Below are 26,120 nucleotides of genomic sequence, written 5' to 3'. Positions count from 1 at the left end.
GAACCTCCTGAGTGGCTGACTTGTCAGTCGCTGTGCCGTCTCAGTGGTTGCGCATTATAGGCAGTTCTCGACGGCTGACAAGTCTTTATTGCAAAAAAATTACCGAGCGAGCTTTTTTTCAACGAACCGCGGTTTTTTACTACAGTTTGCCTGGTAATACAGCAAATTCATGGGCAAAACGGGCCACCTGCTGCCAGTCTGTGTACTCCACTTCTTTACTTGAATCCGTTTCGCCGCCAGTCATGCGCATAATCAGCTGAATCATGAAGCGATCGAACAGCCCATAGCGTGGATATCGCAGCGCGCCTGCAAACACCGCGCAGCAATCAGGTTCCCATGGCGACTGGATAAGGAACTTACGCGTATAAGCGTTGGTCTGCGGCGTACGCTTCTCTGCTTTTCGCGCAGTCAGATTTACGGAGAAAAAACCACTCTGGCGCTGTTGCAAAGAATGAAGGTGTTTTTTCACAAACTTCGCCACCTGCGGATGGAAATGACCATAGCGAATAGATGCACCAATCAACACCCGATCGTACTGTGTCCAGTCAATCTCACCGACGTGATGAATATTGAAAACATCGCACTCCCTCTCCTTATTCAGTAAGTTTGCTATATAGGAGGCGATCTCTCGGGTCTGGCCATCGCGGCTGGAATACAGAACTAGCGCTTTCATGATTACACTCTCACTTACTCACGCCAGAAGGTTGGCGTAAACAAAACTAACAACGTAAAGACTTCAAGACGCCCAAACAGCATCGTCAAAATCAGGATCCACTTAGCGGTATCATTCATCGAAGTGAAATTATCAGCCACAACGCCCAGCCCCGGGCCGAGGTTGTTCAGCGTTGCGGTTACGGCTGCAAACGCGGAGAAGTCATCAACCCCGGTTGCGATGATCGCCAACATACTGAGAATGAATACCAGCGCATAGGCTGAGAAAAATCCCCAGACGGCTTCCAGGATACGTTCCGGCAGCGCGCGGTTACCGAGTTTGATCGTATAAACCGCATTAGGGTGTACCAGCCTTTTCAACTCACGTGAGCCCTGCTTAAACAGCAGCAGAATACGGATAACCTTCAGCCCACCGCCCGTTGAACCCGCACAGCCGCCAATAAAGGCAGAACAAAGAAGCAGTACGGGCAGGAATAGCGGCCAGTGGGCGATACTGTCTGTCGTAAACCCTGCAGTCGTTGCCATAGAGACAACCTGGAAGAACGCCTGATTCAGCGTCTGCATCCCGCTTTTATAAACCCCATGGAACCACAAAACGATCGTACAAATAATGACGAGCGTTAACTGTACGCCAATAAACATACGGAATTCAGGATCGCGCCAGTAGACTCGAAGGCTGCGTCCGCTCAATAACGAGAAATGCAGACCGTAGTTACAACCGGAGATCAGTAAAAAGATGGCGATAATCGTGTTGATGGTTGGGCTATTAAAATAGCCAACGCTGGCATCGTGCGTGGAGAACCCACCAATCGCGATAGTCGCAAAGCTATGGCCTATCGCATCAAACAGCGGCATCCCGGCGACCCATAATGAAACGGCACAGGCAACGGTGAGCAATACGTAGATCAGCCACAGCGTTTTGGCCGTCTCCGCAATACGCGGGCGCATTTTATTATCTTTCAGCGGGCCGGGCATTTCTGCGCGATAAAGCTGCATCCCGCCAACGCCAAGGATAGGTAAAATGGCAACGGCCAGAACAATGATTCCCATACCACCAAGCCATTGCAGCATTTGCCGATAAAACAAAATCGCCTTAGGCAGCGAATCCAGCCCCACCAACGTCGTTGCCCCCGTTGTCGTCAGACCGGAGAAGGATTCGAAAAATGCATCTGTTATGGAAAGGTTTGGCTGTTCCGCGAAAATAAAGGGCATTGCCCCTACGCTCCCCAGTACGGTCCAGAACAGCACGACGATCAGAAATCCTTCTCGTGGTTTAAGCTCGCTCTTTTGCTTGCGGTTTGGCCACCACAGCAGGGTGCCGATCATCAGCGCCATAAAGAACGTCTGCGTAAATGCACGTCCGGCCCCGTCGCGGTAAATTAAAGCCACCAGCCCCGGCACAATCATCGTGCCTGAGAATAAAATGACCAGTAAACCCACTATGCGGGTAATGGCACGAAAATGCATTCTGCCGTTCCTTTCCTGACGTAAAAGTTATTTAAGCGGGACCAGCTGTAGTAAGCCCCGGCTGAAGTCCGACAGATTCTTAGAAAAATCTGCAACCTGAGCATGAGGTAACGCCAGAGTAAGCGTAATATTTTGCAGAAACTCGCTATTCAGCAGCAGTCCGTCAAAGCGAGCAATCATTCGTTCAATATCCCCCATCTGCGCATAGTCGCAGACCAGCAGGAAATTCAGCATCGGGACTTTTATTTTACGGGTTAACAGACGCAGCGCCTGCTGCACCCCACCGCCATAGGCCTTAACCAGCCCCCCCGTTCCAAGCTGGATACCGCCATAATAGCGCACTACGACGGCAGTAATCTCACCAATATTGTTACCCATCAGCTGGGCCAGCATCGGCTTTCCGGCAGTGCCAGAAGGTTCGCCATCATCGGAAAACCCCAGCTTTTGCGAATCATCCGGTGCACCGGCCACCCATGCCCAGCAGTGATGCCGGGCCGTTGGATGCTCCTGCTTAATCTGCTGGACGAAAGCCCGGGCCGCCTCAACCCCGTCCGTATGCGCCAGCAGGGTGATAAAGCGGCTTTTCTTAATTTCCTCGCTGTAGCTGCAAGACTCAGCAGGAACTTCCCAGGCCTCCATCAGGAAAGATGCAGGTCGCGGGTCATATTTTCCACCCGATTCGCATGAATCACGACGTTATCCTCAATACGGATACCGCCATAAGGCTTGAGCGCGTCAATTTTATCCCAGTCGAAATGCTGGCTGAACTTACCGCTGCGCCAGGGCTCCAGCAACGAGTCGATGAAATAAATCCCGGGTTCGATCGTAAGTACCATACCCGGTTCCAGGATACGCGTGCAGCGCAGGTAAGGATACTGCGCAGGTGCCGCCAGGTGAGTACCGCTGTCATCCTGCATAAATCCAGCGACGTCATGCACCTGTAATCCCAGCGGATGGCCCACACCGTGAGGCATAAACGGCCCGGTGATATCTTCTTTAACCATTGCCTCAGCGCTGATCCCTTTTACCAGCTGATGTTTAAGCAACAGGCCGGCAAGGCGGAAATGCATCTGCTGATGATATTCGGTATAGCGCACACCGGCTTTCATTGTGGCAATAAGCGCCAGCTCCTCAGTGTTCATATCTTTAATCAGCTGCGCATACTCGCTGCTTTCACTCGCCGCATAGGTGCGGGTCAAATCTGCCGCATAGCCCTGATATTCCGCCCCCGCGTCGATCAGGAAACTGCGCCGATGTTCCGGTACCTGATGCTGCAGTTTAGTGTAGTGCAGCACTGCAGCATGCTCATTGAGTGCAATGATGTTGTCATAGGGAACATCTGTATCACGGTGCCCGGTCGCACTAAGATAGGCGATATTAATGTCGAACTCGCTCATACCTGACAGGAAAGCTTCTTTCGCTGCACGATGGCCGCTGACGGCAATCTTCTGCGCCTGGTGCATACAGTAAAGTTCATAGCTGGTCTTATAGGAGCGATGGTAATGCAGATAATTCAGCACGCCCGCCGGATTAATCGACTCAGTGCTGAATCCCAGCTGCGCAGCACGCGCGGCAACCGGGCCAATATACGCGACATTATTGCGCGCTGAAGGCAGTAGCTGCGCAATATCATCGGCATTTTTCAGGGCAATAATTTCAATTTCATCAGTCCAGAAACTCTGCGGCAGCGGCTCTACGTTATGCCAGTAGTCCACCGGAGAGTAGAACCACAGTTTCGGCTTATTGACGCCATCGATCCACAGCCAGCAGTTGGGGACCTGCGTGACCGGCACCCAGGCTTTGAACTGAGGATTAACCTTAAACGGATAGCTGTGATCGTCGAGGAACACCGTCAGTAGTTCCCCTGAGTGAATCAGCATTGCATCAAGATTGTGGCGCGCCAGTACCTGCTGCGCACGCTGCTGCAGCGTTTTCACATGATCCTGATAAAGCGTTACCAGTGATTCCATTGCCCTGTCTCCGTGATGATCAAATTGTCCGCATCTTACCACAGCCTGTCTGGCCGTGCCGTTTTGCCTCAGCTGTGATCTTGTTTGCAAATTGGCAAACTCTCATTTGCAAATAATTAACATAGATTACACACTCACGATCATCTGGTATGACCAGATCCCTTTACCGCAGCTCAGGAGACAGACATGCTCTACCAAGGCGAAACGCTTTCCCTCGACTGGCTGGAAGATGGCATAGCCGAACTGGTTTTTAATGCCCCAGGCTCAGTCAATAAACTGGATACCCGGACCGTGGCCAGTCTGGGAGAGGCGATTGCAGCGCTGGAACAGCTGCCGCAGCTGCGTGGCGTACTGCTCAGCTCTGCAAAACCCGCCTTTATCGTTGGGGCTGATATTACCGAATTCCTCTCGCTGTTTATCGCACCGGCTGAACAGCTGGCGGAATGGCTGGCTTTTGCCAACGGCATTTTCAACCGCCTGGAGGATTTACCGGTCCCCACCGTCTCCGCCATTAATGGCTATGCGCTGGGAGGTGGCTGCGAGTGTGTACTGGCGACGGATTTCCGCATCGCTACCGAGAATACACGCATCGGCCTGCCGGAAACGAAATTAGGGATTATGCCTGGCTTTGGCGGCTCAGTACGCCTGCCGCGCCTGTTGGGGGCCGACAGTGCGCTGGAAATCATCGCCGCCGGAAAAGATATCGACGCGGGTCAGGCGCTCAAAGTAGGCCTGGTTGATGCGGTCGTTAAGGAAGAAAAACTGGCTGTCGCTGCGCTGACCGTATTGAAAGAAGCCATCGCCAATAAACAGCCATGGCGCGAACGTCGCCAGCCGAAGCTTGAACCGCTGAAGCTGAGTAAAATTGAAGCGGCCATGAGCTTTACCACCGCCAAAGCCATGGTGATGCAAACCGCCGGTAAGCACTATCCCGCACCGATAACCGCGGTCAAAACTATTGAAGCCGCCGCTACTCTGGGCCGCGACGAAGCACTGAAGCTGGAAACCGCTGCGTTCGTACCACTGGCGCGATCTAATGAAGCGCGCGCTCTGGTCGGTATCTTCCTCAACGATCAGGCTATCAAAACCAAAGCCAAAAAACTGACCCGTGACACCGAAACGCCCAAACAGTCCGCCGTGCTGGGCGCCGGAATTATGGGGGGCGGTATTGCTTACCAGTCGGCATGGAAAGGCGTACCGATCATCATGAAGGATATCAGCGAGAAATCCCTGCATACCGGCATGAGTGAAGCCGCGAAACTGCTTAATAAACAGCTGGCGCGTGGGAAAATTGATGGTCTGAAGCTGGCCAGCGTCATCGGCACCATACAGCCGACGCTGCATTACGCTGGCTTCGACCGCGTTGATATCGTCGTTGAAGCGGTTGTCGAAAATCCCAAAGTGAAAGCGGCCGTGCTGGCTGAAACAGAACAACAGATTCGTCCAGATGCAATCCTGGCATCTAATACTTCGACTATTCCTATCAGCCAGCTGGCGAAGGCGCTAACGCGCCCGGAAAACTTCTGCGGTATGCACTTCTTTAACCCGGTGCCGCGTATGCCGCTGGTCGAGGTCATTCGCGGTGAAAAGACTGCCGACAGCACTATCGCCAGCGTGGTCGCATGGGCCAGTAAAATGGGTAAAACGCCCATCGTGGTGAACGATTGCCCGGGCTTCTTTGTTAACCGCGTACTCTTCCCCTATTTCGCTGGCTTCAGCCAGCTGCTGCGCGACGGCGCTGATTTTCGCCAGATCGATAAAGTGATGGAAAAGCAGTTTGGCTGGCCGATGGGCCCGTCGTGGCTGCTGGATGTCGTGGGCATTGATACCGCCCATCACGCACAAAGCGTTATGGCGGCGGGTTTCCCGCAGCGCATGAGTAAAAACTATCGCGATGCGATTGATGTCCTGTTTGATGCTGGCCGTTTCGGGCAGAAAAACCAGCTTGGCTTCTGGCGCTGGGAAACGGACAGCAAAGGCAAAGCAAAAAAAGTCAGCGATACCGCAACCGACGCTATTCTTCAGGAGGTTTGCCAACCGAAGAGTGCGTTCAGTGATAGCGAGATCGTTTCACGCATGATGATCCCAATGATCAACGAGGTTGTACGCTGTCTGGAAGAAGGTGTTATCACTTCACCGGCAGAAGCCGATATGGCGCTGGTCTACGGACTGGGTTTCCCACCGTTCCACGGTGGTGTTTTCCGTTACCTGGATACGCTGGGCAGCGATCGCTTCGTCGCACAGGCTGAACCTTTTATTAATCTGGGGGCGCTGTATGAAATCCCGGAAATGCTGCGTGAGAAAGCCAATAACGCGGAAACCTGGTATCCCCTGGCGGCACCGCTGAGTGACGCAACCCTGAAAACGGCGTGAGGAAAAGAAAATGGAAAAAGTTGTTATTGTTGATGCCATCCGCACGCCAATGGGCCGCTCAAAAGGCGGAGCCTTCCGTCATGTACGTGCAGAGGATCTTTCAGCGCATCTGATGCGCAGTCTGTTAAGCCGTAATCCGGCACTGGATGCCGCATCACTGGATGATATCTACTGGGGCTGCGTGCAGCAAACGCTGGAACAGGGATTTAACATCGCCCGTAATGCGGCGCTGCTGGCGGAAATTCCGCATCGCGTACCGGCAACCACCGTAAACCGGCTTTGCGGTTCATCCATGCAGGCACTGCACGATGCAGCAAGGGCCATCATGGTTGGTGATGCATCATCCTGCCTGATTGGCGGCGTCGAGCATATGGGCCATGTGCCAATGAGCCATGGCGTAGACTTCCATCCGGGCCTGAGCCGAAGCGTGGCCAAAGCCGCCGGTATGATGGGCCTGACGGCCGAGATGCTGGCCCGCCTGCACGGGATCGGGCGTGAAATGCAGGACCAGTTTGCCGCACGCTCTCACCAGCGCGCCTGGGCAGCCACCCAGGCAGGCCATTTCAACAATGAGATTGTCGCGGTCTCCGGCCACGATGCCGATGGCGTTCTTAAACGCTACGACTTTGATGAAGTCATCCGCCCGGATACCACGGTAGAAAGTCTGGCTGCGCTGCGCCCGGCGTTCGACCCCATTAACGGCACCGTCACCGCAGGCAGCTCTTCGGCGCTGTCGGATGGCGCCGCTGCCATGCTGGTAATGAGTGAGTCACGCAGTGCAGAACTGGGCCTAAAACCAAGAGCGCGAATTCGTTCTATGGCTGTGGTTGGCTGCGATCCGTCAATTATGGGCTATGGCCCGGTGCCGGCATCGCAGCTGGCATTGAAACGTGCCGGGCTGAGCATCAACGACATTGATATCTTTGAGCTAAACGAAGCCTTTGCCGCACAAACCCTGCCGTGTATTAAAGATCTGGGGCTGCTGGATAAGCTGGATGACAAGGTGAATCTTAACGGCGGAGCCATTGCGCTGGGCCACCCGCTTGGCTGCTCGGGTGCGAGGATCAGTACAACACTGCTAAATCTGCTGGAACGCCATGATAAACAGTTTGGTCTGGCGACCATGTGTATCGGGCTGGGTCAGGGGATCGCAACGATATTTGAAAGGGTCTGATACGTTAGTCTGGAAGTTTCACTGTTCAATTTCCCGCCTGTCAGGGGCGGGTTTTTTACGCTAAGGATCAACAGGGCAGGTTCACTGCCCTCCTGCATCAGAAGAAAGCAAACGCATCGCCAAACATGCGCGCTTCCTGAGCGCCACGCTCGGCACAGAAACGTTCACGGGCAATCTTCGCCATCTCAAAGCGGCCAGCAATATAGATATCGTGATCGGCCAGGCTGCCGTAGTCCTGCATCACGGCGGTCAGTACGGTACCCGTACGTCCGGTAAAGCCCTCTTCCGTCTGCTCAACAACCGGTACCACTTTCAGATTCGGATGCTTAATCGCCAGCGCGTTCAGCTCATCGAGATCGTACAGGTGTTTCAGCTCACGTCCGCCCCAGTAAATGGCGATATGACGATCGGGCTGCTGGGATAGCGCCGTCAGAAGAATAGAGCGCGCGTAGGAGAAACCAGTACCACCGGCAATCAGCACCAGCGGACGATCGCCCTCTTCACGCAGCCACGCCTCACCGTGTGGAATATCAACGGTAATCTGGCGCTGCTGCTGGATACGTTCCATCACCGCCATCGCATAGAGGTTCAGCTCAGATGCGCCGATATGCAGCTCGATGATGTCTTTTTCCATCGGCGTAGAAGCCAGAGAGAACGGGCGCTTATCGCGCTCGTCCATCACCACCATCAAATATTGCCCTGCGCGGAAACTGAAGTCAGCTTCCGGGATCATACGGACGCGGTACACGGTATCGGTAATCGCCTCTACCGAGGTCACTTTACAGCTTAAGGTTGTCATGCGGTCCCTCTGTCGGGTCGTCATTATCATTTGACCACCGGTGCATCAACGCGCCGGTGTATCACTCAAGATGCCTAACTCATCCCAAATTGCATCAATGCGGGCGGTAACGGCAGGATCTTTGCGGATCGGCGTTCCCCATTCACGCTGCGTTTCACCAGGCCATTTATTCGTGGCATCAAGACCCATTTTGGACCCCAGCCCGGAAACCGGTGATGCGAAATCAAGGTAGTCGATCGGCGTGTTTTCTACCAGTACGGTATCACGGGCGGGATCCATACGTGTAGTGATCGCCCAAATAACATCGTTCCAGTCGCGGGCGTTCACATCGTCATCGCATACGATAACAAATTTGGTGTACATGAACTGTCGCAGGAATGACCATACGCCCATCATCACGCGTTTTGCGTGCCCGGCGTACTGTTTTTTGATGGTTACCACGGCCAGGCGGTACGAGCAGCCTTCCGGCGGCAAATAGAAGTCGACAATTTCCGGGAACTGCTTTTGCAGAATCGGAACAAAGACTTCATTCAACGCCACACCCAGCACAGCAGGCTCATCTGGCGGCCGCCCGGTATAGGTTGAATGATAAATTGCATCCTGCCGCTGAGTTATATGGGTAATGGTAAAGACCGGGAAGCTATCCACTTCATTGTAATAACCGGTGTGATCGCCATACGGACCTTCTGGTGCCATTTCCCCCGGTTCAATATACCCTTCAAGCACAATTTCAGCGCTGGCAGGCACTTCTAAATCGTTAGAAATACACTTCACAACTTCGGTTTTCGTTCCGCGCAGCAGGCCGGCAAAAGCATATTCGGACAGCGTATCCGGTACCGGCGTGACGGCTCCAAGAATGGTCGCCGGATCGGCACCCAGCGCAACGGATACCGGGAAGCGTTCGCCGGGATGCTGCTGGCACCATTCCTGAAAATCAAGCGCACCGCCGCGGTGGGAAAGCCAGCGCATAATCAGTTTGTTCTTACCGATAACCTGCTGGCGATAGATGCCGAGGTTCTGGCGCTCTTTTAGCGGACCACGCGTAACGGTCAGCCCCCAGGTCACCAGCGGCGCTGCATCGTCCGGCCAGCATTTCATCACCGGAATTCGGCTTAAATCAACTTCGTCGCCCTGCCAGATCTGCTGCTGGCATGGGGCATTACGCAGCCGTTTGGTCGGCATGTTCAGCACTTGCTTCCACTGCGGCATTTTATCGAAGAAATCACGAAAACCACGCGGCGGCTCGGGTTCCTTCAGGAAAGCCAGCAGGCGACCAACATCGCGCAGTGCTTTCACATCTTCCTGCCCCATCCCCATCGCAACGCGATCCGGCGTGCCAAACAGGTTGCACAGTACTGGCATACTGTAGCCTTTCGGGTTTTCAAACAGTAATGCCGGGCCGCCGGCGCGCAGCGTACGATCGGCAATTTCGGTCATTTCCAGATCGGGATCGATCTCATGTTTGATGCGTTTTAATTCCCCACGCTGTTCAAGCAGAGAAAGGAAGTCGCGTAAATCGTGGTATTTCATGACTTTCCATCAATATGGTCAGTGAGTCGGCCATTATAGTGCCGATTCGCCGCTGAGGGTTAGTTTTGTTGGCAACTTTACGCCCGCAGCGCTCCCCTTACGCCAATCTCTCTATATCTCTGAAGATGACTTTGCTATTCTTATCGGTCGGATAATTTAAAAGTGACGTTATGGAATCCTGGTACTTACTTTACTGCAAACGAGGTCAGTTACTGCGCGCGAAAGAGCACCTTGAGCGCCAGGGCGTGCATTGCTTCAGCCCAATGATTACGCTGGAAAAAATCGTGCGCGGCAAACGAACTCAGGTCGATGAACCCCTGTTCCCCAACTATATGTTTATTGAATTCAACCCAGAGGCGATTCATACCACTACCATCAGCTCGACTCGTGGCGTCAGCCATTTTGTTCGCTTTGGGAATCAGCCCGCAATCGTGCCACTCAAAGTGATCAATGCGTTGCAAAATGAGCCTGTTCTGAGCGGCTTTGATGAGGGTCTTGCTCAGCCGGGTGATACGGTGATTATTACCGAAGGGGCATTCGAAGGGCTGCAGGCTATCTATACCGAGCCCGATGGTGAAACACGATCGATTCTGCTGCTGAATCTGCTCAACAAGCAGGTGATCCGTAGCGTAGGCAACTGTCAGTTCGAGAAACTGTAGCGCTTCCCCAAACGTTAAGCACCGATCGATATCCGACGATCGGTGCCTCCCGCTTAATATCGCTTATTTACAAGCGAAAAATCCGACGCGCATTTTCCGCCGTCTTCTCTGCCAGCTGATGAGCATCGTCGCCGCGCAACAACGCAACCTGCTCAACAATATGCGGCAGGAAACAGGGTTCATTACGGCGTGAAGCAGGACGCGGGCGCATATCTCTTGGCAGCAGCCAGGGCGCATCGGTTTCAAGCAGCAGGCGGTCCGCCGGGATCAGCGGCACCAGTTCACGCAGCTCCAGCCCTCTTCGCTCGTCACAAACCCACCCCGTAATGCCAATCGATAATCCCAGCGCCAGGCAATCCTCTAACTCCTGGCGATTACCGGTAAAACAGTGCAGCACTGCCGCAGGCAGTCTGGGCAACCAGGGCTGAAGAATAGAGATAAAACGGCTATGGGCTTCCCGGCAGTGTAGAAAAACGGGCAATGACAGCTCGGCGGCCAGCTCCAGTTGGGCATTGAAGGCATAGGCCTGCTGCTCCGGCTCGGAAAAATTACGATTAAAATCCAGACCGCATTCACCAATAGCAACAACCTGAGGCATTTCAACCAGCCTGCGCAGGGTCGTCTCCGTTTCCCCTGACCATTCACTGGCATGATGGGGATGTACACCCGCGGTGGACCAACAGTAGTCCGGGTGTTGCAGCGCAAGGCTTTGTGCCTGCTGGCTCTCCAGCGCATTGGTGCCGGTGATCAAAATACCGTTAACGCCGGCGTCACGCGCTCGTTTCACCACTTGCTTACGGTCTTTCGCGAACTGGGTGCTGGTCAGGTTTACACCAATATCAAACATAGTCTCTTCCAAACGGTAACCGCCCTGACGGGCGGTTAGAAAATAGTGTTTGTCCTGCCTGAGCAGCCGGTAGCAGAAGACTACTGCGATTCAGTATCCTGCTCTTCATCATCGTCCCCACGCTTTTGCCCGACGTAGAAACGAGAAACCAGCACGCCCACTTCGAACAGGCAGTACATCGGAACGGCTAACAGCGTCTGGGAGAAAATATCCGGCGGTGTCAGTAACATTCCCACCACAAACGCGCCTACCAGTACATAAGGGCGCTTGGCCTTCAAATCTTCCGGGGTAGTCACCCCTGTCCAGCAGAGCAGAATGATGGCAATCGGCACTTCAAACGACACGCCAAACGCCATAAACAGCGTCATGACAAAGTCGAGATAGTTATTGATATCCGTCGCAATCTGTACGCCCTGCGGCGCGGTTTTTGCGAAGAAGCCAAACGCCAACGGGAAGACGATAAAATAGGCGAAAGCCATTCCAAGGTAGAATAGGAATGAACTGGAAAACAGCAGCGGCATGACCAGCCGACGCTCGTGACGGTACAGGGCCGGAGCAACAAACGCCCAGATCTGATAAAGAATAATCGGCACGGCGAGGAAGATAGACACGATTACGGTCAGCTTAATTGGCGTCAGAAATGGCGAAGCCACATCCGTCGCAATCATGCTGGCACCTGAAGGCATCTTCTCGATCAGCGGCGCAGCAACCATCTGATAAATGTCATTAGAGAAATAGATCAGACAGAGGAAAATCACCAGAACGGCGATAATGCAGTTTAACAGACGCTTACGTAATTCAATCAGATGACTGATAAGGGGCTGGGTATCTTCAACGGCCATATTTATCGTTCATCACTCGGTTGTGTGGATTTTTCGGCTACAGGAGAAGCCGTAGGAGTCACTGGTTTCTGCAGGGAAACCGCGCTCTCCGCCTCTGGGATCTTTGGCGCTTTTGGGTCAGCGGCAGCAGCCACGGACGGTTCAGTCGAAACGCCAGCTGGCTCCGGTGCCTGAGCAGGCGCAGATGCCTGATGATCGGCTTGCGATGGTGTCGCACCGTCATGAGGAGTCTCGTTTTTCACCAGCGGATTGTGAATGGTGTGCGCTTCCTCATCCGCAGCCTTCTCATTGTCGCCCAGGTAGGAACGCTTGAACGACTCTGCCGTCTGCTTCAGTTCCTCTACAGAGGCCTTCAGCTCGGGGGACAGGCTGTCCATACTGGCCTTTTCGATTTTCTTCAGGCCGTCTTGCAATTCCTGCAGCTTTAACTCCTGCGCCAGTTCGTTCTGCACGCTGGTCGCCAGCGAACGTAATGCCCGGATCCAGCCAACAACGGTTTTGACCGCTACGGGTAAACGTTGCGGTCCGAGTACCACCAGACCAATAATGAAAACCAGTACCAGTTCACTAAAGCCTATGTCGAACACGGTTTATACCTTGTCGTTTTTGACGTCTTCTTTCTTCACTTCGCTATGCTGCTGCTGATTGGCCAGTTTGGCGCTAAAATCAGCATCTTCAGTGTGCGTCGTGGATTTTGCTTTATCGTCTTCATCGCTCATGGCCTTTTTAAAGCCCTTGATGGACGAACCGAGATCGGAACCCAGCGAACGCAGTTTTTTCGTGCCGAACAGCAGGACCACCAGCACAGCGATGATCAGTAAGTGTGGAAGAGTAATGCCCATTGGTTACCTCTAGATATCAATAGTTGAAGCCGGTTAAGCAGTATATAACAGCTTATCTGCCGCTGACGATGCGCAAACTGACGCAGCAACGCAATAAACTGCCTATTTACCATTCATGACAATCATTTTGTTCTGCGCCAGCCAAGAAGCCAGGCGACGATACCACCCGCAACCGATCCGGCTGAAAGCAGATCCCAGTCTGGGCGAAATAGCAGAATCGCCGTACCGCTCAGCAGCAGAGTAGCACCGACACCGAATAGATAACGCGACTGGTGCTGCTTCGCTTTTTCATCCTTAAGCTCGCTGACCAGGCGATCGACGCTGTGCTGCAAATGCTTATGCTGGCGCAGACTGTCGTAAAACAGTTCCGGCAGTTCCGGCAGTTTTTCTGCCCAGAATGGCGCTTTTTCTTTCAACGCCCGGACAATAGCTGGAATACCGATCTGATCTTTGATCCAGTCTTCCAGGAACGGTTTCGCCGTTTTCCACAGATCCAGCTGTGGATAAAGCTGCCTGCCAACCCCTTCAACATACAGCAGCGTTTTCTGCAGTAATACCAGCTGAGGCTGCACTTCCATATTAAAACGGCGCGCGGTATTAAACAGGTTCATCAACACATGGCCAAATGAGATTTCCGCAAGAGGTTTCTCAAAAATAGGCTCACAGACCGTACGAATAGCGAACTCAAAGTCTTCCACATTGGTATCTGGCGGAACCCAGCCTGAATCAACGTGCAGTTCTGCCACCTTGCGATAGTCGCGGTTGAAGAACGCGATAAAGTTCTCGGCCAGATATCGTTTATCTTCTTTGTTGAGTGAGCCCACAATGCCGCAGTCGATGCCGATATACTGTGGATCCTCAGGATGCTCGTAGCTGACAAAAATATTCCCAGGGTGCATATCCGCATGGAAAAAACTGTCGCGGAATACCTGGGTAAAGAACACCTGCACGCCGCGCTCAGCCAGCAGCTTCATATTGATACCGTGCTGCTCCAGCGCTGCCACATCCGAAATAGGGATGCCGTAGATGCGCTCCATAACCAGCATCGTCTCACTGCAATAGTCTGAGTAAATTTCAGGGATATACAGCATATTGCTACCGTCGAAATTACGGCGTAGCTGAATGGCATTAGCCGCTTCACGCAGCAGGTTTAGCTCATCAAGCAGCGTTTTCTCGTAGTCGGCGACCACTTCCTGCGGCCTCAAACGGCGACCATCCGGCAGTAAGCGTGGAACCCAGCGAGCCATGCGCTTAATCAGCTTCATATCCGCTTTGATCACCGGCAGAATATCGGGACGAATCACCTTGATTACGATCGCTTTACCGTTTTCTTTCAGCGTTGCCGTATGCACCTGAGCAATGGATGCTGATGCCAGCGGGGTGATATCAAAATCATCAAACTGACTGGAAATCGGCGCGCCTAACGACTGCTCGATCAGCTTCAGAGCTTTAGCTCCGTCAAACGGCGCAACGCGATCCTGCAACATCGCCAGCTGATCGGCTATCTGCCGGGGGAACAGATCGCGTCGCGTAGACATCATCTGCCCAAACTTAATCCATACCGGGCCGAGCTGCTCCAGCGCCAGGCGAAGACGCTCGCCCAACGGCAAATTCTTATGGCGATTCGGGAGCCAGAACAGGCATTTCCGCCATAGCCGCAGCGGCAGGGTAATGCGCATCTTCGGGATCAGTTCATCTAAGCCATAAGTAAGGAACACGCGAATGATCAAATACAGGCGGCGTAACTCTCCGAAACTCATTTAGCCTCCCGTTTGCGCAGGCGTGCTTCCAGCGCTTCGAAAGAGGCCGATAGCGCGTCAACTTCTTCAGCAAACCATGCCAGCTCGAGCGCACCCGGGGCAACTCGCCACTCTTCGGTCAGCGTTTGCGCCAGATAGCTTTGTTTACGCTGCACATCACGGCGAACGGCCTGAAAACCACGGCGGGCAAACTGCGAAATCCCCTGAGCAGCGATATCGCCAATCCACGGGGCGAGGTACTCTGCCGGATCCAGCTCGGCCAGATCCATCAGTGCAGAAAATTGCTGAACCAGTTGCAGATCGCCTTCAACTTCCAGTTCTCCGCTGCGGATGAGCGCAGTCAGCTGCTGGCGATCGCGAAGCTTCGGCAACGTAGCCAGGCGGGTTTTCACCGTACAGTCGGGTTTATCAGCCCAGTCACCGATCACATCAACCTGACGATCGCTGAAGATAAAGGTCACTGACTGCTTCAGCTCAGCCAGTTCTATAGCAAGGCTTTTACCACTCAGGCGTTGACGCGCCGCTTTCAGGCCACGATCGCGATACAGAATCTGGTTAAGCGCGGTCTCCAGACTGGCAGTTAACAACGGCGTTAAAGTCATTCGCTTTCCCGATCAGAACTTAAATCCGCGGTGCAAGGCAACGATGCCGCCCGTGAGATTGTGATACGTGGTGTTTTCGAAACCAACATCCATCATCATCTGCTTAAGCGTTTCCTGGTCGGGATGCATGCGGATGGACTCTGCCAGATAGCGATAGCTGCCGGCATCTTTCGCCACCATTTCACCGATGCGCGGCAGAATATGGAAAGAGTAGGCATCATAAGCTTTGCTCAGCGGCTCCAGTACTGGCTTAGAAAATTCCAGGACCAGCAGGCGTCCGCCCGGCTTGAGGACGCGAAACATCGATGCCAGCGCCTTCTCTTTTTCCGTCACGTTACGCAGGCCAAAAGCGATAGTAATACAGTCAAAATAGTTGTCCGGGAACGGCAAGGCTTCTGCGTTGGCCTGAACATAATTAACGTTACCGATAATGCCTTTATTGCGCAGCTTTTCGCGGCCGACTTTCAGCATTGAGCTGTTGATATCAGCCAGCACAACCTCGCCAGTTTCGCCAACCAGACGAGAAAACTTCGCCGTCAGATCGCCTGTACCGCCTGCTAAATCCAGCACGCGCTGCCCGCGGCGCACGCCGCTGCTGTCAATGGTAAAACGCTTCCAGATGCGGTGAATACCGAATGACATCAGGTCATTCATCAGATCGTATTTGGCCGCAACGGAGTGGAAAACATCAGCAACCATGTCGGCTTTGTCGCTTTTCGCAACGGTGCGGTAACCGAAGTGGGTAGTGTCCTTTGATTCATCTGCCATTTGTTTTGCCTGCTCTACAATCAAATATTTGCCAAGTGTACCAGAGTCAGGCAGGCCAGGCACATGCCGCTCGCTTATTCATTGATTTGACGCTGCCCGCGCGTAGCGTAAACATCTGGATCGCCAGCTTCAACCCGCAGTTCCGGATTGTCGTCCTGCTCCGTATTTTCATCATCGCCCTCAGATACCGCCTGCCCGGCCAGGAGAGGGTTAATAGGGCGCTTCACCTCCACACCCATCTGACGGAATCCTTCCGTTTGCGCAATCAGATTGCCCCGCCCTTCTGACAGTTTTTTCATCGCCTGGCGGTAACTGTCCTGAGCCTTGTCAAGGTTCTGCCCGATACTGGTCATGTCATCAACAAACAACCGCATTTTGTCATACAGCCGCCCGGCACGGTCGGCGATGCGTTGGGCGTGGCGGCTCTGGTGTTCATAACGCCACAGATTGTTAATCGTCCGCAAGGCAACCAGCAGCGTGGTCGGACTGACCAGCATAATGTTCTGATTCAGGGCTTCACTAATCAGCTCCGGCTGACGGTCGATTGCCAGTAAAAAGGCCGGTTCAATCGGGATAAACATCAACACATAATCCAGCGAGCGTAAACCCGGCAATTGTTGATAATCTTTGCGGCTGAGTAAGCGAAGATGGCCACGGATCGCCGCAATATGCTCACTGATAGCGGCTTCACGCTGCAGCTCATCTTCACTGTTGAAGTACCGTTCGTAGGCCACCAGCGTCATTTTGGCGTCAATCACTACATCTTTACCCTGGGGCAGACGCACAATGACGTCCGGCTGCATACGGCCATTCTGTTCCAGCTGGATGTTCACCTGGGTTTCATATTCGTGCCCTTCCCGCAATCCTGATGCCTCCAACACGCGGCTCAGCACCACCTCTCCCCAGTTACCCTGGGTTTTATTGTCACCCTTCAGCGCCTTCGTCAGATTGAGTGCTTCCTGTGCCATACGGGCATTGAGCTGCTGCAGGTTGCGTATCTCATGGGAAAGCGTATGGCGCTCGCGCGCTTCCTGGCCAAAACCTTCCTGCACCTGGCGGCGAAATCCTTCCAGCTGTTCGCGCAGCGGGGTTATCAGGCCATGCAGGCTCTGACGATTCTGCTCATCCACGCGGCGTCCGCTATTTTCAAAGATGCGATTGGCCAGGTTTTCAAACTGCGAGTTAAGCCGCTGCTCGCTGTTGACCAGCAGCCGTTGTTTTTCTTCTGCGGCCATCCGAGTTTCTTCCAGACGGATGGTAACTTCACGCAGTTCAGCTTCCTGCGCGCTGTTAATCTCCAGCTGCGTGCGCAGTTCACGTGATAGCTGTTCCGCTTCTCCCCGCCAGTGATCGAACTGATGCAGTTTTTCATGCGCGGCGGCGAGATTACCGTGCAGCTGTCGTAACTCCTGCTCATTCTGTCTTTGCATCACAGCCTGCTGCTCCAGCTGCTGCTGCAGGCGCTGACGTTCTGTCTGACTCTGCTCCGCGGCTTGTACCAGCAGCTGCCGCTCGGTTTCCTGCTTAGCGAATCGCTGCTGACCGAGAAACCAGGCAAATATCCACCCTGCCAGCATTCCCGCCAGACCAGTGACGGCGGCGTAACTGATTGTTGCATCCACTCTGCTTCCCCTCTCATCAACGACAACAGGGGAAAAATAGAGGCACACTGTATGAATGTCCAGATAAAAAGCGTGAGGAAGAAGGATGTATGGCGATTTAAATGCGAACTGGGTAACGGCTCGAAAAAGCGTGGGTTTTGTTGCAGGAATTTCATGGCTGCGGCAGGTGCCGCAGCCCAATTATTTTGACGATTAGAGCAGGCGGCGAGCAGCCTCAACAACGATTTTCACCGCATCGCTTTCGGTACGCTTCATGGTTTCCGCGTCAGGAATTTCCTGCTGGGTACGGTTGACGATCACACCGGCAACCATACCGGCCCGCAGTCCCTGGCTGGCACACATGGTCAGCAACGTAGCCGATTCCATTTCATAGTTCAGCACGCCCATCTGCTGCCACTCTTTCATTGAGCCCTGGAAGCGGCTGACAACACGTCCGGAATAGGTATCGTAACGCTCCTGACCCGGGTAGAAAGTGTCGGAAGAGGCGGTTACGCCGATATGAGTGGTGGCTCCGGCAGCTTCCGCTGCGGCAACCAGTGCAGTGGTGCAGGCAAAGTCAGCAACGGCCGGATATTCCAGCGGAGCAAAATGCAGGCTGGCACCATCAAGGCGAACGGACCCGGTCGTCACCAGCACATCGCCCACGTTGATATTCGGCTGAATCGCGCCGGTGGTTCCCACTCGCAGGAACGTGCGCACACCTAACTGTGCCAGCTCTTCCACAGCAATTGAGGTGGATGGACCACCAATTCCGGTCGAACAGACGATCACCGGCTTGCCGGAAAGCTCTGCACGCCAGGTGGTGAATTCACGATGTGAAGCCAGATGGACCGGGTTATCCATCAGAGCCGCAATTTTCTTCACGCGCTCAGGGTCACCGGGCACGATCGCCAGCGTGGCACCCTGAAGATCGGCCTTCGTTAAGCCAAGGTGGAAAACATCAGATTGTGCCATTTCAAACTCCTGTCACGAAAATCGGGGGATAGTTAACTGAGTGCTACTGTAAGCAAACACGGCGCACATTTATGTGATAAAAATCGCTTATCCAAATGAAACTTACATCAATCAAAATAAAAAGTGCGATCAAAATCACACATAAATGTTCTGTTGCCTTTTTTTGCTACAACCCACCCCGTAGATCGGGTTTATCTGATGATAAAGAGATAGCCCGTACCCAGCGAGGGTGCCAGAATTTCCTGGCTATAGTTAGCCCATCGCCTTAGTTCATGCATGGAGAGGACAATGAAAACCGAAGATAACACGACTCAAAAATTGAGCAATAATAGCTTCGCACCTGCAGTCCAGCCTGTCGCGGCAACCACCATTATTACCGATGACGCAGAGATTCTTTCTGGGGAAACGTCGATCCCCACCCAGGGTGAAAATATGCCCGCTTTCCACGCCAGGCCACGCAATGTGGCAGGACCTTTACCTGTTGTCCTGGTGGTGCAGGAGATCTTCGGCGTTCATGAACATATTCGCGATATTTGCCGCCGTCTGGCCCGTGAAGGTTATCTGGCCGTCGCCCCCGAACTCTACTTCCGTCAGGGCGATGCCGCTGACTATAACGACATCCCAACGCTATTGAAGGAGCTGGTCAGTAAAGTGCCGGACAGTCAGGTTTTGGCCGATCTTGACCACGTGGCGAACTGGGCTTCGCGCCATGAGGGTGATATGCGCAATATGGCGATCACCGGTTTTTGCTGGGGCGGCCGCATCACCTGGCTTTACGCCGCACATAATCCGCAGCTGAAAGCGGCCGTGGCGTGGTATGGCAAGCTGGTCGGTGAAAAGACCATGAAACAGCAGAAACAGCCGGTGGACATTGCTGTCGATCTCAACGCACCGGTATTAGGCCTTTATGGCGCGAAAGATGACGGTATTCCGTTAGATACAGTCGATACCATGCGCCAGGCACTGCGGGCGGCGAATGCGCACGCGGAAATCATTGTCTATCCGGATGCCGGTCACGCATTTAACGCCGACTATCGTCCAAGCTATCACGCAGAGTCCGCCACCGACGGCTGGCAGCGTATGCTGGCGTGGTTTGCCCAACATGGCGTAGTAGCAAAAGCATAAAAAAAAGGGGGCGCTCAGCGCCCCAACCGATTACAACACGACTCAATTCACACAGATAATGGCGCTTTTGCCGCACGCAGATTCTGCGCCGCTGTCACCATGTTGGCCAACGCCTGGCGGGTTTCAGTCCAGCCGCGGGTTTTCAGACCACAGTCCGGGTTTACCCAAAGACGTTCGGTTGGAATACGCTCTGCGGCTTTCAGTAGCAGGGCTTCCATCCATTCCACACTCGGTACGTTTGGCGAGTGGATGTCGTAAACGCCCGGGCCAATCTCATTGGGATAGTCAAACTCTTCAAAAGACTCCAGCAGTTCCATATCGGAACGAGAGGTCTCGATGGTAATAACATCCGCATCCAGCGCCGCGATCGAATCCATAATGTCATTGAACTCGCAGTAGCACATATGGGTGTGGATCTGTGTTTCATCCTGCGCCACGGCAGCATTCAGGCGGAACGCATCCACCGCCCAATTCAGATAGTCTGCCCATTCAGACTTATGTAACGGGAGGCCTTCACGCAAGGCCGGTTCATCAATCTGAATGATGCCGATACCCGCTTTTTCCAGATCGACTACTTCATCACGCAGCGCCAGCGCAATTTGCTTAGCAATGGTTTCACGTGAAACATCTTCACGCGGGAATGACCAGCAGAGGATCGTCACCGGGCCGGTTAGCATGCCTTTTACCGGTTTGTCCGTCAGCGACTGGGCATACTTCGCCCACTCTACGGTGATCGCCTGCGGGCGGCTGACGTCGCCGATGATAACCGGTGGTTTAACGCAGCGTGAACCGTAACTCTGTACCCAGCCGTTCTGCGTGAAGACAAAACCGTCAAGGTTTTCGCCAAAGTATTCCACCATGTCGTTACGTTCGGCTTCCCCATGAACCAGCACATCAAGACCCAGGCGCTCCTGCTCAACGATGGCCTGCTTAATGTGTTCGGCAATGCCAGTGCGATAGTGGGAACCGTCCAGACGTCCCTGCTTAAAGTCCAGACGCAGACCACGAATTTCGGTAGTTTGCGGGAATGAGCCAATGGTGGTGGTTGGCCATGCCGGCAGCTGGAAACGCTTTCGCTGGGATTCAGCACGAACCTGATAGCTATTCTGACGCTGGCTGTCTTTCGCCGTAATTGACGCGAGGCGCTGAGCCACCGCTGCGTTGTGTACTCGGGTGGATGTCTTACGAGCACGGACTGGGGCGCTCCAGGCCTCCAGTGAGGCTGCATCATCGTTGTTCAGTGCATTACTCAGTAGTGACAGTTCGGTACATTTTTGCAGTGCGAAAGCGAACCAGCTTTTCACCTCTTCATCCAGGCGCGTTTCCACACTCAAATCGATCGGGCTGTGCAGCAGCGAGCAGGAAGTCCCAATCCACAGCTGTTTGCGTTGAGCGACCAGCGGCCGCAGTCGCTCAAACCAGCTGCTGAGATCGGCACGCCAGACGTTACGCCCGTTAATCACCCCGACCGACAGCAGCCAGTTCGCTGGCACGTTGTTATTCAACAGGGCGATGTCATCTTTGCCATGAACCAGATCCACGTGCAGTCCCTGAACAGGCAGTGCGGTAATGGTCTTCAGGTTCTGACCAATACTGTCGAAATAGGTGGTTAGCAGCAGCTTAGCGCGCCCCTGCAGTGCATCATAAGCCGGTATGAACGCCGCCAGCCATTCAGCAGGCAGCTCAAGAGCCAGGGCAGGCTCATCAATCTGCACCCACTCAATATCACGTTTCGCCAGCTCGGCAAGGACCTGTTGATAGACCGGAAGAATGTCTCTTAGCAACGTCAGGCGATCGAACGGTTCGCCCTTCACTTTCCCCAGCCACAGGTAGGTTACCGGGCCAAGCAGTACGGGTTTGACCTTATGCCCAAGGGCCAGCGCTTCATCAACCTCATCCAGCAGCTGGGTCCAGGTCAGTTTGAACTGTTGGCCGCGTACAAACTCCGGCACCATATAGTGATAGTTGGTGTTAAACCATTTGGTCATTTCTGCGGCGGCTGCCGGTTCACCGGTCGGCGCGCGCCCCCGGCCAAGGCGGAACAGGGTATCAAGGTCAACAGAACCCTCTTTATTTCGGTGGCGGGCAGGTACGTTGCCCAACAGCAGGCTGGTCGTCAGTACGTGATCGTACCAGGCAAAGTCACCAACCGGCAGCAGGTCCACACCGGCATCTTTCTGCTGTTGCCAGTGACGGGCGCGTAATTCGCGACCGGTTGCCAGCAGCTCTTCCTGCGTGCTATTGCCCGCCCAGTAACTTTCCTGTGCTTTTTTTAGTTCGCGGCGCAGGCCGACGCGGGGAAATCCAAGAGTATGGTTCTGAATAGTCATGATGCGCTTCCTGTTAATTTAGGTGTTATCATTTGGACGTCCAGATGTTTACACTGCTATAATCCGCAGGTACTGTATTATCTACAAGCGCAATATGTTCACTGTCGATGTGAAGGACTCTCATGATCGAACTCAAACACCTCCGAACGCTGCAGGCTCTGCGAAATTCAGGTTCGCTGGCCGCCGCTGCCGCCCAGCTACATCAAACGCAGTCAGCGTTATCCCATCAGTTCAGCGATCTGGAACAGCGGCTGGGCTTCCGTCTGTTCGTGCGGAAAAGTCAGCCACTACGCTTTACACCACAGGGAGAGGTTTTACTGCAGCTGGCCGAGCAGGTGTTGCCACAGATTCAACAAGCATTACAGGCCTGCCATGAGCCACACCAGACTACGTTGCGCATCGCTATTGAGTGCCACAGCTGTATTCAGTGGCTGACGCCGGCACTGAACAATTTCCGCAAAAGCTGGCCGCAGGTGGTGATGGATTTTAAATCGGGCGTGACGTTTGACCCACAGCCTGCGCTTCAGCAGGGCGAACTGGATATCGTACTCACCTCCGATATTCTGCCGCGCAGCGGCTTGTTCTATACGCCAATGTTCGATTTCGAGGTCAGGCTGGTTATGGCACCTGACCATCCTCTGGCCAAAGTGAACCGTATTTCTCCGGAAGACTTAGCCAGTGAAGTGCTGTTGATTTACCCGGTACAGCGTCAGCGTCTTGATATCTGGCGTCATTTTCTACAGCCCGCTGGCGTCAGCCCGGCTCTGAAAAGCGTGGATAACACATTACTGTTAATTCAGATGGTCTCCGCGCAGATGGGCATTGCGGCTCTGCCACACTGGGTGGTGGAAAGCTTTGAGCAACAGGGACTTGTTGCTACCCGGGCGCTGGGCGAAGGTCTGTGGAGCAGGCTTTACGCGGCTGTACGGGATGGGGAACAGCGTCAACCGGTGGTTGAAGCATTTATCCGTTCAGCCCGGCAGCACGCATGCGATCATTTACCGCGGGTGCGGGATGCTTCTCTCCCGGGCACGCCGTTGCCAACATCGCTGACTCATCCCTGACTCAACTCATCAGTGAAGACCGGCGGTTTTTCCTGTCTAACCGCTCAATTGGCTCTATAATGCGCTCACTGCAATAGTTTCAATGAAGAGAGTGTTTATGACGAATAATGATGTCCTGCGCAGCGTGCGTTACATGCTGGATTTAAGCGATGCGAAAGTAGTGAGCATTCTGGCGCTGGCAGAGAGCGAAGTGGCTGAAGCCGAAGTGCACAGCTTCCTGAAAAAAGAAGATGAGCCAGGCTATCGCCTCTGCCCGGATGTCGTTATGGGCTATTTCCTTAACGGTCTGATTTTCGAACGCCGCGGGAAAAGTGAAGATGCGCCGGTGCCTTCGATTGAACGTAAGATGACAAACAACATCATCATGAAAAAGCTTCGCGTCGCTTTCGATTTGAAAACCACTGATATTATTGAGCTGCTGAAAAGCGCCGATTTTGCGGTGGGGCAATCAGAAATTGGGGCAATCTTCCGCAAGCCGGGACATAAAAATTATCGCGAGTGCGGCGATCAAATCCTTCGCAACTTCCTCAAAGGTCTGGCAATGAAGATTCGCCCGGCTAAAAAGTAAATATTCATCTCTATTTCAAATAATTAACGCCTTAACCGGGCGTTAGTTTATGAAAATCATCAAATTACAATACCTGTCCCCTTACATGAAACTCTAGCATCAGTTGAGTTCTTCAATCAAAAAGGGGGTTATATCATGCAGGTATTGTCAGAAATAGAGTTAGATCAGGTTAGCGGTGGCCGGGATAATATGAATATCACCACCGTTATTAACAATGACAAACCCATCAACGTAATTAATATTGCCGGTGATGGTTTAGTTATCAATTTTGATGATAGCGGTATGAGCATTATAAACGGTGAAATGACCACCTACTACTTTTAATTAATAAATTCAGTAAGTTACATGTCATATATTAAGATTGAAATAACAGCAGATGTTCTCCCTATCTACGCCAGTATCACTGCTCATATTCTCGCCTCTTTAAATCCTGCTTTTTTTCATGGATATAACATTACTTAGATAAAATTTTTTCCAATTAGAACGTAAACGTCCAAAATGCGGACTTCTGAGCGTTAAACGGCCTCATAAGTGTGACTTAAATCACAAATTATAGTTCGCATACGAAAATATCACCTCATTTAATGGTGCAGATATAGCCATTTCGTCATAAAAATGTAACATTCGCGCACTTATTCACAGCAGTTACCTTCGAATATCGCCATGCTGCTTTCGAAATAGAACATTTACCGTTACCAGGGAAACTGTTTGTATTTCATCTCAGCCGGGCGGGGATATCGTTACCAGAGCCATGGGGGCCGTAATGTTAAGTATTTTTAAACCCGCAGCACATCAGCCACGCGTTGATGCCAGCCGCGTCGATCCGCTGTACCGCAAACTGCGCTGGCAGATCTTTCTGGGGATCTTCTTCGGCTACGCCGCCTATTATCTGGTGCGTAAAAACTTTGCGCTGGCGATGCCTTATCTCGTTGAGCAGGGCTTCTCACGCGGAGATTTAGGATTTGCACTGTCAGGTATTTCTATTGCCTACGGCTTTTCAAAATTCATCATGGGTTCGGTTTCTGACCGCTCAAACCCTCGCGTATTCCTGCCTGCCGGACTGATTCTGGCCGCAGCAGTGATGCTGTTTATGGGTTTTGTGCCCTGGGCAACTTCCAGCATCATGGTCATGTTCGTCCTGCTGTTCCTGTGCGGCTGGTTCCAGGGTATGGGATGGCCACCGTGCGGCCGTACCATGGTTCACTGGTGGTCACAGAAAGAGCGCGGTGGCATCGTTTCCGTATGGAACTGCGCACATAACGTTGGTGGCGGTATCCCTCCACTACTGTTCTTGTTAGGTATGGCCTGGTTTAACGACTGGAAAGCCGCACTGTACATGCCGGCATTTGGTGCCATTCTGATCGCAATTATCGCCTTTGCGCTGATGCGCGATACACCACAGTCCTGTGGTCTGCCTCCGATTGAAGAGTATAAAAACGACTATCCGCCGGACTATGATGAAAAACATGAAACAGAGCTGACTGCGAAACAGATTTTCACCCAGTACATTCTGCCGAACAAACTGCTGTGGTATATCGCACTGGCGAACGTGTTTGTTTATCTGCTGCGCTACGGTGTGCTCGACTGGTCACCAACCTATCTGAAAGAGGTTAAGCACTTCACGCTGGATAAATCTTCGTGGGCTTATTTCTTCTATGAATATGCAGGTATTCCAGGCACGCTGCTGTGTGGCTGGATGTCAGATAAGGTATTCAAGGGCAACCGTGGAGCTACCGGCGTCTTCTTTATGACTCTCGTGACCATTGCGACCATTGTGTACTGGATGAACCCGGCGGGTAATCCTGGCGTCGATATGGCCTGTATGATGGTGATTGGCTTCCTGATTTATGGCCCCGTCATGCTGATCGGTCTGCACGCTCTGGAGCTGGCACCGAAAAAGGCTGCGGGTACTGCCGCTGGATTTACCGGCCTGTTTGGTTATCTCGGTGGTTCTGTTGCCGCCAGCGCGATCGTCGGCTATACCGTCGACTATTTCGGCTGGGATGGCGGCTTTATGGTAATGATTGGTGGAAGTATTCTGGCCGTTATTTTGCTCGCCATGACCATGATGAGCGAAAAGAAGCATAAGCAGCAGATGAACGCTCAATAATTAAAATCTGAGTAGCGGGATAGCTTTCAAAGACCGCTACTC

24 protein-coding genes are annotated in these 26,120 nt (G+C 53.1%); 8 read left to right on the top strand and 16 right to left on the bottom strand.

What is annotated here, in order from left to right:
- Nucleotides 1–139 precede the first annotated feature (139 nt).
- Genes hemG through pepQ form a run of 4 tightly spaced genes read right to left on the bottom strand, consistent with a single transcriptional unit; the run spans nt 140 to nt 4,109 of the window.
- Nucleotides 140–673, bottom strand: coding sequence for a menaquinone-dependent protoporphyrinogen IX dehydrogenase (gene hemG / locus IBT47_RS21040; protein ID WP_105595187.1), 534 nt, complete (start codon nt 671–673; stop codon nt 140–142).
- Nucleotides 674–687: 14 nt separating this feature from the next.
- Nucleotides 688–2,139 (bottom strand): Trk system potassium transporter TrkH, encoded by a 1,452-nt coding sequence (gene trkH / locus IBT47_RS21035; protein WP_105595186.1) that lies wholly within the window; start codon nt 2,137–2,139, stop codon nt 688–690.
- Between the two features lie 27 nt (nt 2,140–2,166).
- Nucleotides 2,167–2,778, bottom strand: coding sequence for an IMPACT family protein (locus IBT47_RS21030; protein WP_200562766.1), 612 nt, complete (start codon nt 2,776–2,778; stop codon nt 2,167–2,169).
- Nucleotides 2,778–4,109 carry a Xaa-Pro dipeptidase gene (gene pepQ / locus IBT47_RS21025; protein WP_200562764.1) on the bottom strand — a complete coding sequence of 444 codons (1,332 nt, stop codon included), beginning with the start codon at nt 4,107–4,109 and terminating at the stop codon, nt 2,778–2,780. Before pepQ ends, IBT47_RS21030 begins: the two co-directional genes overlap by 1 nt.
- 186 nt (nt 4,110–4,295) lie before the next feature.
- On the opposite strand from pepQ, the gene fadB reads away from it, so the two are divergent.
- A complete protein-coding gene (gene fadB, locus IBT47_RS21020; protein ID WP_200562762.1) occupies nt 4,296–6,482 on the top strand; it encodes a fatty acid oxidation complex subunit alpha FadB in 2,187 nt (728 codons plus the stop codon).
- Between the two features lie 10 nt (nt 6,483–6,492).
- Entirely contained in the window at nt 6,493–7,656 is a 1,164-nt protein-coding gene (gene fadA / locus IBT47_RS21015) for an acetyl-CoA C-acyltransferase FadA (RefSeq protein ID WP_200562760.1), read from the top strand.
- Between the two features lie 97 nt (nt 7,657–7,753).
- On the opposite strand, the gene fre is transcribed toward fadA, so the two are convergent.
- Nucleotides 7,754–8,455: an NAD(P)H-flavin reductase gene (fre, locus tag IBT47_RS21010; RefSeq protein WP_105595181.1), complete on the bottom strand. Its 702-nt coding sequence runs from the start codon at nt 8,453–8,455 to the stop codon at nt 7,754–7,756.
- Nucleotides 8,456–8,500: 45 nt separating this feature from the next.
- Entirely contained in the window at nt 8,501–9,985 is a 1,485-nt protein-coding gene (gene ubiD, locus IBT47_RS21005; RefSeq protein WP_105595180.1) for a 4-hydroxy-3-polyprenylbenzoate decarboxylase, read from the bottom strand.
- A 170-nt stretch (nt 9,986–10,155) separates the two neighbouring features.
- On the opposite strand from ubiD, the gene rfaH reads away from it, so the two are divergent.
- Nucleotides 10,156–10,644: a transcription/translation regulatory transformer protein RfaH gene (gene rfaH / locus IBT47_RS21000; RefSeq protein WP_200562758.1), complete on the top strand. Its 489-nt coding sequence runs from the start codon at nt 10,156–10,158 to the stop codon at nt 10,642–10,644.
- Nucleotides 10,645–10,711: 67 nt separating this feature from the next.
- On the opposite strand, the gene tatD is transcribed toward rfaH, so the two are convergent.
- The 9 genes from tatD to udp form a co-directional block, all read right to left on the bottom strand.
- A complete protein-coding gene (gene tatD / locus IBT47_RS20995; RefSeq protein WP_200562756.1) occupies nt 10,712–11,491 on the bottom strand; it encodes a 3'-5' ssDNA/RNA exonuclease TatD in 780 nt (259 codons plus the stop codon).
- Between the two features lie 80 nt (nt 11,492–11,571).
- Nucleotides 11,572–12,333, bottom strand: coding sequence for a Sec-independent protein translocase subunit TatC (gene tatC / locus IBT47_RS20990; RefSeq protein ID WP_105595177.1), 762 nt, complete (start codon nt 12,331–12,333; stop codon nt 11,572–11,574).
- A gap of 2 nt (nt 12,334–12,335) precedes the next feature.
- Nucleotides 12,336–12,920: a Sec-independent protein translocase protein TatB gene (gene tatB / locus IBT47_RS20985; RefSeq protein ID WP_200562754.1), complete on the bottom strand. Its 585-nt coding sequence runs from the start codon at nt 12,918–12,920 to the stop codon at nt 12,336–12,338.
- 3 nt (nt 12,921–12,923) lie between these two features.
- Nucleotides 12,924–13,175 carry a twin-arginine translocase TatA/TatE family subunit gene (gene tatA / locus IBT47_RS20980; protein WP_105595175.1) on the bottom strand — a complete coding sequence of 84 codons (252 nt, stop codon included), beginning with the start codon at nt 13,173–13,175 and terminating at the stop codon, nt 12,924–12,926.
- 122 nt (nt 13,176–13,297) lie between these two features.
- Entirely contained in the window at nt 13,298–14,935 is a 1,638-nt protein-coding gene (ubiB, locus tag IBT47_RS20975) for a ubiquinone biosynthesis regulatory protein kinase UbiB (protein WP_200562752.1), read from the bottom strand.
- The gene (locus IBT47_RS20970; protein WP_105595173.1) at nt 14,932–15,537 is read right to left on the bottom strand and encodes an SCP2 domain-containing protein; all 606 of its coding nucleotides are present in this window, start codon (nt 15,535–15,537) and stop codon (nt 14,932–14,934) included. Before IBT47_RS20970 ends, ubiB begins: the two co-directional genes overlap by 4 nt.
- Nucleotides 15,538–15,549: 12 nt before the next feature.
- The gene (ubiE, locus tag IBT47_RS20965) at nt 15,550–16,305 is read right to left on the bottom strand and encodes a bifunctional demethylmenaquinone methyltransferase/2-methoxy-6-polyprenyl-1,4-benzoquinol methylase UbiE (RefSeq protein ID WP_105595172.1); all 756 of its coding nucleotides are present in this window, start codon (nt 16,303–16,305) and stop codon (nt 15,550–15,552) included.
- A gap of 74 nt (nt 16,306–16,379) precedes the next feature.
- Complete coding sequence (rmuC, locus tag IBT47_RS20960) at nt 16,380–17,927, bottom strand: DNA recombination protein RmuC (RefSeq protein ID WP_200562750.1); 1,548 nt, start codon at nt 17,925–17,927, stop codon at nt 16,380–16,382.
- Nucleotides 17,928–18,119: 192 nt separating this feature from the next.
- Nucleotides 18,120–18,881, bottom strand: coding sequence for a uridine phosphorylase (gene udp, locus IBT47_RS20955; protein WP_200562747.1), 762 nt, complete (start codon nt 18,879–18,881; stop codon nt 18,120–18,122).
- A gap of 288 nt (nt 18,882–19,169) precedes the next feature.
- Here udp and IBT47_RS20950 point away from each other — a divergent pair, with 288 nt between their 5' ends.
- Entirely contained in the window at nt 19,170–20,006 is an 837-nt protein-coding gene (locus IBT47_RS20950; RefSeq protein ID WP_105595169.1) for a dienelactone hydrolase family protein, read from the top strand.
- A 47-nt stretch (nt 20,007–20,053) separates the two neighbouring features.
- Here IBT47_RS20950 and metE read toward each other — a convergent pair whose 3' ends face one another.
- Nucleotides 20,054–22,336: a 5-methyltetrahydropteroyltriglutamate--homocysteine S-methyltransferase gene (gene metE / locus IBT47_RS20945; protein ID WP_200562745.1), complete on the bottom strand. Its 2,283-nt coding sequence runs from the start codon at nt 22,334–22,336 to the stop codon at nt 20,054–20,056.
- Between the two features lie 122 nt (nt 22,337–22,458).
- Here metE and metR point away from each other — a divergent pair, with 122 nt between their 5' ends.
- The 4 genes from metR (at nt 22,459) to glpT (ending at nt 26,078) form a co-directional block, all read left to right on the top strand.
- On the top strand, nt 22,459–23,400 hold the full coding sequence (gene metR / locus IBT47_RS20940; RefSeq protein WP_200562743.1) for an HTH-type transcriptional regulator MetR: 942 nt from the start codon (nt 22,459–22,461) through the stop codon (nt 23,398–23,400).
- Between the two features lie 97 nt (nt 23,401–23,497).
- On the top strand, nt 23,498–23,968 hold the full coding sequence (locus tag IBT47_RS20935) for a DUF1456 family protein (protein ID WP_105595166.1): 471 nt from the start codon (nt 23,498–23,500) through the stop codon (nt 23,966–23,968).
- 135 nt (nt 23,969–24,103) lie between these two features.
- Entirely contained in the window at nt 24,104–24,292 is a 189-nt protein-coding gene (locus IBT47_RS20930; protein ID WP_200562741.1) for a hypothetical protein, read from the top strand.
- A 439-nt stretch (nt 24,293–24,731) separates the two neighbouring features.
- The gene (gene glpT / locus IBT47_RS20925) at nt 24,732–26,078 is read left to right on the top strand and encodes a glycerol-3-phosphate transporter (protein WP_200562739.1); all 1,347 of its coding nucleotides are present in this window, start codon (nt 24,732–24,734) and stop codon (nt 26,076–26,078) included.
- The last annotated feature ends 42 nt before the right edge of the window (nt 26,079–26,120 follow it).

Origin of the sequence: Erwinia sp. S43 (assembly GCF_016624745.1) — a bacterium.
Classification (GTDB): Bacteria; Pseudomonadota; Gammaproteobacteria; order Enterobacterales; family Enterobacteriaceae; genus Erwinia; species Erwinia coffeiphila.
This window is presented reverse-complemented; position numbering and strand designations above follow the sequence as displayed.